7 protein-coding genes are annotated in these 12117 nt (G+C 52.5%); all 7 read left to right on the forward strand.

Annotated features, from left to right (window positions below; genetic code table 11):
- Positions 1 to 57: 57 nt before the first annotated feature.
- The 7 genes from dnaA to ML_RS00035 all read left to right on the forward strand — a co-directional run bounded on the left by dnaA (position 58) and on the right by ML_RS00035 (position 12106).
- Entirely contained in the window at positions 58 to 1566 is a 1509-nt protein-coding gene (gene dnaA, locus ML_RS00005; protein ID WP_231846662.1) for a chromosomal replication initiator protein DnaA, read from the forward strand.
- A gap of 514 nt (positions 1567 to 2080) precedes the next feature.
- Positions 2081 to 3280: a DNA polymerase III subunit beta gene (dnaN, locus tag ML_RS00010; RefSeq protein WP_010907455.1), complete on the forward strand. Its 1200-nt coding sequence runs from the start codon at positions 2081 to 2083 to the stop codon at positions 3278 to 3280.
- The gene (gene recF / locus ML_RS00015; RefSeq protein WP_010907456.1) at positions 3281 to 4438 is read left to right on the forward strand and encodes a DNA replication/repair protein RecF; all 1158 of its coding nucleotides are present in this window, start codon (positions 3281 to 3283) and stop codon (positions 4436 to 4438) included.
- Positions 4435 to 5004, forward strand: coding sequence for a DUF721 family protein (locus tag ML_RS00020; protein WP_010907457.1), 570 nt, complete (start codon positions 4435 to 4437; stop codon positions 5002 to 5004). The genes recF and ML_RS00020 overlap by 4 nt, the downstream gene beginning before the upstream one ends.
- A 224-nt stretch (positions 5005 to 5228) precedes the next feature.
- Positions 5229 to 7265, forward strand: a complete 2037-nt coding sequence (gene gyrB / locus ML_RS00025; protein WP_010907458.1) for a DNA topoisomerase (ATP-hydrolyzing) subunit B — start codon at positions 5229 to 5231, stop codon at positions 7263 to 7265.
- A 52-nt stretch (positions 7266 to 7317) separates the two neighbouring features.
- Positions 7318 to 11067: an intein-containing DNA gyrase subunit A gene (gyrA, locus tag ML_RS00030; RefSeq protein WP_010907459.1), complete on the forward strand. Its 3750-nt coding sequence runs from the start codon at positions 7318 to 7320 to the stop codon at positions 11065 to 11067.
- 127 nt (positions 11068 to 11194) lie between these two features.
- A complete protein-coding gene (locus ML_RS00035) occupies positions 11195 to 12106 on the forward strand; it encodes a DUF3566 domain-containing protein (RefSeq protein ID WP_010907460.1) in 912 nt (303 codons plus the stop codon).
- The last annotated feature ends 11 nt before the right edge of the window (positions 12107 to 12117 follow it).

Genomic DNA, 12117 nt, shown 5'->3' on the forward strand with positions numbered 1-12117 from the left:
ATGTTTGTACCGCACGCCAAAAAGCCCGAAATTTACGAGAACCAGAGAGATACGTCGTTGGCCGATGACCTTAGTCTAGGTTTCACCACGGTTTGGAACGCAGTCGTCTCCGAACTCAACGGCGAATCCAACACAGACGACGAAGCCACCAACGACAGCACCCTAGTCACTCCGCTAACTCCTCAGCAAAGAGCATGGCTAAATCTGGTTCAACCACTCACCATCATCGAGGGATTTGCTCTTTTATCGGTGCCCAGCAGCTTTGTCCAAAATGAAATTGAACGTCATCTACGAACGCCAATCACCGATGCACTCAGCCGTCGACTCGGACAACAGATACAGCTCGGAGTCCGTATCGCACCGCCCTCTACCGACCATATTGACGACAATTCCTCGTCAGCCGACGTCCTTCTAACCGACGATTGCGGCACAGATACAGACGAAAATTACGGGGAGCCTCTTACAGGCGAGTACCAGGGTTTGCCAACCTACTTCACCGAACGTCCGCACCATACCGAATCAACCGTCACGGGAGGTACCAGCCTTAATCGCCGTTACACCTTCGAAACGTTCGTTATTGGCGCGTCGAATCGGTTCGCGCATGCTGCCGCGCTAGCGATAGCCGAAGCACCGGCCCGAGCCTACAACCCCCTTTTCATTTGGGGCGAGTCAGGTCTTGGCAAAACCCACCTATTGCACGCCGCCGGGAACTACGCACAACGACTGTTTCCCGGCATGCGGGTCAAATATGTCTCCACAGAAGAATTCACCAACGACTTCATCAACTCGCTCCGTGACGACCGCAAAGTAGCGTTCAAACGCAGCTACCGCGACGTCGATGTGCTACTGGTCGATGACATCCAATTCATCGAAGGAAAAGAAGGTATACAAGAAGAGTTCTTCCATACCTTTAATACCTTACATAACGCCAACAAGCAAATCGTCATCTCTTCTGACCGCCCACCGAAACAACTCGCCACCCTCGAAGACCGACTAAGGACCCGGTTCGAGTGGGGGCTTATTACCGACGTACAACCCCCTGAACTAGAAACCCGCATCGCCATCTTGCGTAAGAAAGCCCAGATGGAACGCCTAGCGGTGCCTGGCGATGTCCTCGAACTCATCGCCAGCAGTATCGAACGTAACATCCGTGAACTCGAGGGAGCTCTCATCAGAGTCACCGCGTTTGCTTCGCTCAACAAGACTGCAATCGACAAAGCATTAGCGGAAATCGTACTGCGTGACCTGATCGCAGACGCCAGCACGATGCAAATCAGTGCGGCAACCATAATGACAGCCACCGCCGAATACTTCGATACCACCATCGAAGAACTCCGTGGGCCAGGCAAAACCCGAGCACTGGCCCAGTCACGCCAGATCGCGATGTATTTGTGTCGTGAACTCACCGACCTCTCGCTACCCAAGATCGGCCAAGCATTCGGCCGTGACCACACCACGGTTATGTACGCACAACGAAAAATCTTGTCCGAGATGGCTGAACGTCGCGAAGTGTTCGACCACGTCAAGGAACTCACCACTCGCATCCGGCAACGGTCTAAGCGCTGACTTTCGATGCGCAACACATACTTTCTCCAGAAAAACTTCTTGCACTTAAGTCACATCAGTCACATTTCCAAAGTGTGTATATTTCTGTGGACAAACTAAGTATACTGACATGCAACAATCCTTGATTTCATGCACACCCATAGTCGATCCACAACGGCGAATCGCAGATTCTTTATTATCAACACTGACATCCACACCTCAACAGCTCATCTAGCTCAACAAAATCCGGTTATCCACAAGATCCACACCCTTTAATACTGATACTAAGATTTCTTCGTGTTCTTATTTAAAAAATGATGCTGGGGATACAGCATGCCACGATGTGACGGCAACCTCAGCCGTCACCGTTGACGCTACTTTCAAGGTGGCACTCGAAGATCTACGTTTGCTCTTCGACTACTGTTAGGGACGTCGTGGTGCACTATGTGTCACCGACGTTCGTTACAGTGGGCTCACGCTAGCGGGGGCGGAGGCTAGCCGTTGGATTTCAACGATTTTTAGGTGAAGGGGCGCCATGGACCTGGCCAAAACCAATGTTGGTTGCAGCGATTTAAAATTTTGTTTAGCACGTGAGTCGTTCGCCAGCGCGGTGTCATGGGTAGCGAAGTATCTCCCCACTAGACCAACGGTACCGGTGCTATCCGGCGTGCTGCTGACCGGTTCAGATAGCGGCCTAACGATCTCCGGATTCGATTACGAAGTTTCCGCAGAGGTGCAGGTTGCTGCCGAGATAGCTTCTTCTGGAAGCGTTTTGGTATCTGGGAGGTTGTTGTCAGATATTACTCGGGCGCTTCCGAACAAACCTGTTCACTTTTATGTGGACGGTAATCGGGTTGCATTGACTTGCGGAAGTGCGAGGTTCTCGTTGCCGACGATGGCGGTTGAAGACTACCCTACACTGCCTACTTTGCCGGATGAAACTGGCACGTTGCCATCGGATGTGTTCGCTGAGGCGATAGGTCAGGTTGCTATTGCGGCCGGTCGTGACTATACCTTGCCCATGCTTACCGGGATCCGGATCGAGATCTCGGGTGACACGGTAGTCTTGGCCGCCACCGATAGGTTCCGTTTGGCGGTCCGCGAGTTAAAATGGTCGGTGTTGTCATCGGATTTCGAGGCATCGGTGCTGGTGCCGGCCAAAACTTTGGTGGAAGTTGCTAAAGCCGGTACCGACGGCTCTGGTGTTTGTCTGTCATTGGGCGCTGGAGTCGGCGTTGGAAAAGATGGGCTTTTCGGCATTAGCGGTGGCGGGAAGCGCAGTACTACTCGACTTCTTGACGCTGAGTTTCCGAAATTCAGGCAGTTATTGCCGGCTGAGCACACCGCAGTGGCCACCATCGACGTGGCTGAGTTGACCGAGGCGATCAAACTGGTGGCGTTGGTAGCTGACCGTGGCGCGCAAGTGCGCATGGAATTCGGTGACGGTATATTACGGCTTTCCGCCGGCGCCGATGATGTGGGCCGAGCCGAAGAAGATCTTGCTGTTGCTTTTACTGGTGAACCGTTGACTATAGCGTTTAACCCGAATTATCTGACTGATGGACTTGCATCGGTGCATTCAGAGCGGGTGTCATTTGGTTTCACGACACCGAGTAAGCCAGCATTGCTGCGTCCAACGTCTAATGATGATGTCCATCCGACGCATGATGGCCCCTTTCCCGCACTGCCAACTGACTATGTGTATTTACTGATGCCAGTTCGGTTGCCTGGATAAGTGTACGTCCGGCATTTTGGACTGCGTGACTTTCGGTCCTGGGACCACGTTGACCTTGAGTTAAATCCAGGACGGACAGTGTTTTTCGGTCCCAATGGTAACGGTAAAACAAATCTGATTGAGGCACTATGGTATTCCACCACTTTAAGTTCGCATCGGGTGGGGACCGATATACCGTTAATCAGAGCGGGAACAATCCGAGCTATAGTTTCAACGATCGTGGTCAATGAAGGTAGGGAATGTGCGATTGATTTGGAGATTGCTGCGGGGCGGGCAAACAGGGCGCGATTGAATCGTTCACTTGTGCGCGGTATGCGTGAGGTAGTTGGGGTATTGCGAGCGGTGCTGTTTGCCCCCGAAGATTTAGCGTTAGTTTGCGGAGATCCTGCCAATCGGCGTCGTTACTTGGATGATTTGGCGACTGTGCGTCAGCCGGTGATTGCTGCCGTGCGCGCAGACTACGACAAGGTGCTGCGGCAACGCACTGCATTACTGAAGTCTTTAGCAGCTGCGCGGTATCGAAGTGACCAAGGTGTACTGGACACACTTGATGTATGGGATACTCGATTGGCTGAACATGGCGCCGAATTGATGGCTGCGCGTATCGATTTGGTAAATCAGTTGGCGCCAGAAGTGGAAAAGGCGTATCAGTTGTTGGCACCGGGATCGCGCACTGCGTCGATCAGCTATCGTGCCAGTTTAGATATTGGAGGCATCGCAGGTGTTGGGAGCAGTGACCGTGCCTTACTGCAAGCCGATCTGTTAGCTGGATTGTCGACGCGTCGGAACGTTGAGTTGGAACGCGGCATATGCTTAGTCGGTCCGCATCGCGATGAACTCGAGTTGCGACTTGGCGACCAACCTGCGAAAGGCTTTGCCAGCCATGGGGAATCATGGTCGCTGGCGATAGCGTTGCGGTTGGCTGCCTATGAGTTGTTGCGTGCCGACGGTAACGAACCAGTATTGTTGCTTGACGACGTATTTGCCGAACTCGATGCTGCCCGTTGTAGAGCATTGGCGACAGTGGCGGAATCAGCAGAGCAGGTATTGGTAACCTCTGCGGCGCAGGAGGATATTCCGGTGGGTTGGGATGCTAAGTGGGTGACTGTCGATTTGCGTGACAGTGATTCGGGACGGGTATCGGTGGTGTATCCGTGATTGAATCCAATGAGTCATATAGCTACGGTGGCGATACCATCGAACCACTAGGCACGTTATCGGGCTTCGATTTGGTTAGGCGCGCTCTTGAAGAAGCCCGTGCTGCAGCCTGTGCGCAGGGAAAAGATGCTGGTCGTGGACATGTGGTACCCCCAGTTCCGTTTCGTGTTACGGATCGACGTCGTAACTGGTCGGGTCCAGGGCCTGATGTCCGTGATCCGCAACCTCTCGGCAAGGTGGCACATGATCTGGCGAAAAAGCGCGGTTGGTCGGCGCAAGTTGCCGAGGGTAGGGTGTTTGGTCAATGGGCGTCGATGGTGGGCGGACAAATTGCCGACCATGCATTCCCTGTTGGACTCAACAATGGTGTACTCAGCGTGACTGCCGAATCGACTGCTTGGGCTACCCAGCTGCGTATAATGCAGGCACAGTTGCTGGCCAAGATTGCTGCGGCCGTTGGTAATGGTGTGGTGACTTCACTGAAAATTACAGGCCCGACCGCGCCATCATGGCGAAAGGGGCCGTGGCACATTGCTGGCAGAGGGCCACGCGACACCTACGGCTAGCCGACACGCCGGTTCAGAGTTGTCAAGATGAAATGGACTTGTATCGTTAATACGAGGAGAAGGGGATGCTCCGTAAATAGAAATATCGCCTTTATGACGTGATCAGGTAAGTAGAAACAGCCTTATAAAATCGGTGTCGACGATCGGTCACGCTAAAATGGAGTGGTGTGACTGCTGCGGTAACTGGACCGCTCACATGTAACCTCAAGGAGAGCATTCAGACCGTGGCTGCCCAGAGGAAGGCCCAAGACGAATATGGCGCTGCGTCCATCACTATTCTTGAAGGGCTGGAGGCCGTTCGCAAACGTCCCGGTATGTACGTCGGGTCAACTGGTGAGCGTGGTCTCCACCATCTGATATGGGAAGTGGTGGACAACTCAGTAGATGAGGCGATGGCCGGTTATGCTACGCAAGTTGATGTGCGGTTATTCGACGACGGTAGTGTCGAGGTCGCCGATAACGGTCGTGGTATTCCGGTGGCAGTGCATGCTACGGGGGTACCGACTGTTGACGTAGTTATGACCCAATTACATGCCGGCGGTAAATTCGGTGGTAAAGATAGCGGTTATAACGTCAGTGGTGGTTTGCATGGGGTAGGTGTGTCGGTGGTTAACGCATTGTCCACCAGGGTCGAGGTCGACATCAAACGTGACGGCTATGAATGGTCACAGTTTTACGACAAGGCTGTGCCGGGCATTCTTAAGCAAGGCGAAGCTACTGAGGCGACGGGAACGACGATTAGATTTTGGGCAGATCCTGACATTTTCGAAACCACAAAGTATGACTTTGGGACGGTGGCGCGCCGAATTCAAGAAGTGGCTTTCTTGAACAAGGGTTTGACGATCAATCTTGTTGACGAACGGGTGAAGCAGGACGAAGTTGTCGACGATGTCGTCAGCGATACAGCCGAGGCTCCTGTGGCTATGACCGTTGAAGAAAAGTCAACGGAGTCGAGTGCGCCGCACAAGGTTAGACACCGTACGTTCCACTACCCCGGAGGCCTGGTGGACTTCGTCAAGCACATCAACCGGACTAAGACTCCTATTCAACAGAGCATTATCGATTTTGATGGCAAAGGTGCCGGTCACGAGGTTGAAGTTGCGATGCAGTGGAACGGCGGCTATTCGGAATCAGTGCATACCTTTGCGAACACGATTAACACCCATGAAGGCGGCACCCACGAAGAAGGTTTCCGTAGCGCTTTGACATCAGTGGTGAACAAGTACGCTAAGGATAAAAAACTACTCAAAGACAAGGATCCCAACCTAACTGGCGACGATATCCGTGAAGGTCTGGCGGCGGTTATCTCGGTTAAGGTCAGTGAACCACAGTTTGAGGGTCAGACCAAAACAAAGCTGGGGAACACCGAAGTTAAGTCATTCGTGCAGAGGGTCTGTAATGAGCAACTTATTCACTGGTTTGAAGCCAATCCAGTAGATGCGAAAGCGGTTGTGAATAAGGCGATATCGTCGGCACAAGCCCGAATAGCTGCACGTAAAGCACGAGAGTTAGTGCGTCGAAAAAGTGCCACCGATCTTGGTGGACTTCCTGGAAAACTTGCCGATTGCCGCTCTACTGATCCTCGAAGTTCTGAACTGTATGTAGTGGAAGGTGATTCGGCTGGTGGTTCAGCAAAGAGTGGCCGTGATTCGATGTTTCAGGCAATCCTTCCGTTACGTGGCAAGATCATAAATGTTGAAAAGGCACGTATTGACCGAGTGCTAAAGAACACCGAAGTTCAAGCAATTATTACGGCATTGGGTACTGGAATCCATGATGAATTCGATATCTCCAGGCTGCGTTATCACAAAATTGTTTTGATGGCCGACGCTGACGTTGACGGCCAACATATCTCGACGCTGTTGTTGACTTTGTTATTTCGGTTCATGCGACCACTCATCGAGCATGGGTACGTGTTTTTAGCGCAGCCGCCACTTTACAAATTGAAGTGGCAACGTATGGATCCGGAATTTGCTTACTCCGATAGCGAGCGCGACGGCTTATTAGAGACCGGGCTTAAGCTTGGCAAGAAAATCAACAAAGAGGATGGTATCCAACGTTATAAAGGTTTAGGTGAAATGGATGCCAAGGAGTTGTGGGAAACCACCATGGACCCGTCGGTGCGAGTTTTGCGTCAAGTAACACTGGATGACGCGGCGGCTGCTGACGAGTTATTCTCTATTCTGATGGGTGAGGACGTCGATGCACGCCGTAGCTTTATCACCCGTAATGCCAAGGATGTTCGTTTCCTGGATGTCTAGTTAAATAAAACATTTTTCGACGTGCGATGCAAATGATGCAAATGAGGAATAAATGACTGATATCACGCTGCCACCAGGTGACGGTTCTATACAGCGGGTTGAGCCGGTCGACATTCAGCAGGAAATGCAGCGCAGCTATATTGATTACGCGATGAGTGTGATTGTGGGCCGGGCGTTGCCTGAAGTCCGCGATGGTCTCAAACCGGTACATCGTCGGGTCTTGTACGCGATGTTAGACTCCGGTTTCCGCCCGGACCGTAGCCACGCTAAGTCAGCACGGTCAGTCGCTGAGACGATGGGCAATTACCATCCGCACGGCGACGCATCGATTTATGACACGTTAGTGCGCATGGCGCAGCCGTGGTCGCTGCGGTATCCCTTGGTTGATGGGCAAGGCAATTTCGGTTCGCCGGGTAATGACCCACCGGCAGCGATGCGTTATTGTGTGTCAGGAAATTCCTTGGTGAGGTTGCTATTTGGGAAATCAATACGAATCGGTGATATCGTTACTGGAGCTCAGTTCAATTCGGACAATCCGATCGACTTGAAGGTTCTTGATCGGCATGGTAATCCGGTTGTAGCCGATTATTTATTCCATTCAGGAGAGCACCAAACCTATACAGTGCGCACCACTGAAGGCTATGAGATCACCGGGACGTCGAACCATCCCTTGTTGTGTTTAGTGAATGTCGGCGGTATACCCACCTTGTTGTGGAAGCTGATTGGAGAAATTCGATCAGGAGACTACGTTGTTTTACAGCGGATCCCACCAGTGGAATTTGGTCCGGCGGACTGGTATTCTACGATGGAAGCATTGTTATTCGGAGCCTTTATTAGTGGGGGCTTCGTTTTTCAGGACCATGCTGGATTTAACAGCCTTGACCGTGACTATTTCACCATGGTTGTTAATGCTTATGATACGGTTGTGGGTGGCCTGCGTTGCATATCTTCTCGAATCACCGTATCGGGGTCGACGCTACTCGAACTTGATGTTTATAACCTCATCGAGTTTAAGAAGACAAGACTTAGCGGTTTATGCGGGCAACGGTCTGCGGACAAGTTGGTACCTGACTGGTTGTGGCACTCACCTTCCACCGTCAAACGAGCATTCCTTCAGGCATTGTTTGAAGGTGAAGGATTTTCTTCGATATTGTCGCGAAATATAATTGAGATTTCCTACTCGACACTTAGTGAGCGACTGGCCGCCGACGTCCAGCAGATGCTGCTTGAATTCGGAGTCGTGTCTGAGCGCTATTGCCATACTGTCAATGAGTACAAGGTTGTCATAGCTAACCGCGCTCAAGTAGAAATGTTTTTCACCCAAGTCGGTTTCGGTGTTACTAAACAAGCTAAGCTTATCCGGGACGTGGTATCTATGTCTCCATGCGTTGGCATGGATATCAACTGCGTACCAGGTTTGGCCACTTTCATTCGTAAGCATTGTGATAACCGCTGGGTCGAGGAAGACTCATTTAATCAGCATAATGTTGATTGCGTCCAACATTGGCACCATCATAGCGCGGAAATCGTCGGCCACATCGCCGATCCCGATATTCGTGCCATCGTGACTGACCTTACTGATGGCCGGTTCTACTACGCGCGCGTCGCGTCCGTGACTGATACCGGTATTCAACCTGTGTTCAGTCTACATGTGGACACCGAGGATCATTCGTTTTTGACTAATGGATTCATCAGCCATAACACCGAGGCTCGGCTTACTCCATTGGCGATGGAAATGTTGCGCGAGATCGACGAGGAGACAGTTGATTTCATATCTAACTACGATGGCCGGGTGCAGGAACCGATGGTGTTGCCTAGCCGTTTTCCCAACCTGTTGGCTAATGGTTCTGGCGGTATCGCGGTCGGCATGGCTACCAATATCCCGCCGCACAACCTGTATGAGCTCGCCGACGCTGTGTTTTGGTGCCTAGAGAACCATGACGCTGACGAAGAGACGATGCTGGTCGCTGTTATGGAACGGGTCAAAGGTCCTGATTTCCCTACCGCCGGGTTGATTGTCGGTTCGCAAGGCATTGCCGATGCTTACAAGACTGGCCGTGGTTCCATTCGGATACGCGGAGTTGTTGAGGTTGAAGAAGATTCACGCGGAAGGACGTCATTGGTCATCACTGAGCTACCGTATCAGGTCAACCACGACAACTTCATCACTTCTATCGCTGAGCAAGTCCGCACTGGCCGGCTAGCCGGCATCTCCAATGTAGAAGACCAAGGCAGCGACCGGGTTGGTGTACGTATCGTCATCGAGATCAAGCGTGACGCGGTGGCCAAAGTGGTGCTCAATAACCTGTACAAGCATACTCAGCTGCAAACTAGTTTCGGAGCCAACATGTTGTCAATCGTTGACGGCGTGCCGCGCACTTTGCGGTTGGATCAGATGATTTGTTATTATGTCGAACATCAACTGGACGTCATTGTCCGGCGCACTACCTACCGATTGCGTAAAGCCAACGAGCGGGCTCATATTTTGCGTGGATTGGTCAAAGCGCTCGATGCGTTAGATGAGGTTATTACGTTGATTCGGGCATCGCAGACCGTGGATATTGCTCGTGTTGGGGTGGTCGAGTTACTCGATATCGACGACATTCAGGCTCAAGCTATCCTGGACATGCAGCTGCGGCGTTTGGCGGCTTTGGAGCGTCAACGCATTATTGATGATCTCGCTAAGATTGAGGTCGAGATCGCTGATCTGGGAGATATTCTGGCTAAGCCGGAGCGTCGGCGTGGTATCATTCGTAATGAACTGACTGAGATCGCAGAGAAGTACGGTGATGACCGTCGTACTCGGATAATAGCGGTTGATGGTGATGTCAACGACGAGGATTTGATTGCTCGTGAAGAGGTCGTTGTCACGATAACTGAAACTGGATATGCTAAACGTACTAAAACTGACCTGTATCGCAGCCAGAAACGCGGCGGGAAAGGTGTTCAAGGCGCCGGTTTGAAGCAGGACGACATCGTCCGGCATTTCTTCGTGTGTTCAACTCACGATTGGATCCTGTTTTTCACCACCCAAGGCCGCGTATACCGGGCCAAGGCCTATGAATTGCCAGAGGCTTCTCGAACGGCACGCGGGCAACACGTGGCCAATTTGCTTGCATTCCAGCCTGAAGAGCGCATCGCTCAGGTAATTCAGATCCGTAGCTATGAAGACGCTCCATACTTGGTCCTTGCCACGCGCGCCGGTCTGGTTAAGAAGTCAAAGTTGACCGATTTTGACTCTAATCGTTCGGGTGGGATCGTGGCAATTAATTTACGTGACAACGATGAGTTGGTCGGTGCAGTGTTGTGCGCGGCCGACGGCGACTTGCTTCTGGTATCGGCTAACGGCCAGTCTATCCGGTTCTCAGCGACTGACGAGGCCTTGCGTCCGATGGGGCGGGCTACCTCTGGTGTGCAGGGCATGCGGTTTAACGCCGATGATCGACTGTTGTCGTTGAATGTGGTTCGCGAAGATACTTACCTGCTTGTCGCAACGTCTGGGGGTTACGCTAAACGCACCTCGATTGAGGAGTACCCGATGCAGGGCCGTGGCGGAAAGGGTGTTCTAACGGTCATGTACGATCGTCGGCGCGGTAGCTTGGTTGGGGCCATCGTGGTTGATGAAGACAGCGAGTTGTACGCGATCACCTCAGGGGGTGGGGTAATTCGTACAACGGCACGCCAGGTTCGCCAGGCAGGACGCCAGACCAAGGGTGTTCGGTTGATGAACTTAGGTGAGGGCGACACGCTGTTAGCCATCGCACGTAATGCCGAAGAAAGCGCCGACGGCGGTGTCGGTTAAAGTGATGATCTCAAGGAGTCGTGTACTTAGCTTTTTTGGTTCCGATAGCAATACTTCGCCCGACCGGACATGATTGTGACTGGCTACATACTCGGGCAGATTGATACACATGTTTTAAGGAGTCGGGGTGACGTCACCGAACGAATCGAGGGCCTTCAACGCGGCCGACGACCTGATTGGGGATGGTTCGGTCGAGCGTGCCGGTCTACATCGCGCAACGTCTGTACCGGGAGAGTCATCGGAGGGTCTCCAAAGGGGCCACAGCCCGGAACCCAACGATTCACCGCCCTGGCAGCGTGGGTCCGCCCGAGCTTCCCAGTCCGGTTATCGCCCGTCAGATCCGCTCACCACTACACGGCAGTCGAATCCAGCACCAGGTGCAAACGTCCGGTCGAACCGCTTTATCTCCGGCATGACTGCACCGGCGCTGAGCGGACAGCTGCCCAAGAAGAATAACTCAACACAGGCATTGGAACCTGTTCTGATGTCTAACGAGGTTCCATTCACTGAATCGTACGCTAGCGAGTTACCAGATTTGTCCGGACCAGTCCAGAGGACCGTACCGTGCAAGCCCTCGCCCGATCGTGGTTCCAGCACACCGCGGATGGGACGTCTAGAGATTACCAAAGTGCGAGGAACCGGTGAAATCCGGTCCCAAATATCGCGCCGAAGCCATGGACCGGTTCGGGCTAGCATGCAGATCCGGCGGATTGATCCATGGAGCATGTTGAAGGTGTCCCTGTTGCTCTCGGTTGCGTTGTTCTTTGTCTGGATGATCGCGGTGGCGTTCCTATACTTATTGCTCGGCGGTATGGGGGTGTGGGCAAAGCTCAACAGTAACGTTGGTGATCTTCTAAACAACACCGGCGGAAATAGCGGAGAACTTGTCTCCAACAGCACCATCTTCGGTTGTGCCGTCTTGGTCGGCTTAGTCAACATTGTGTTGATGACTACGATGGCCGCTATCGCTGCGTTTGTCTACAATTTGTCCTCCGATTTGGTCGGCGGTGTTGAAGTCACTCTCGCAGATTTAGATTAGGTTGTGGCGAT

Source organism: Mycobacterium leprae TN, assembly GCF_000195855.1.
Lineage (GTDB): Bacteria > Actinomycetota > Actinomycetes > Mycobacteriales > Mycobacteriaceae > Mycobacterium > Mycobacterium leprae.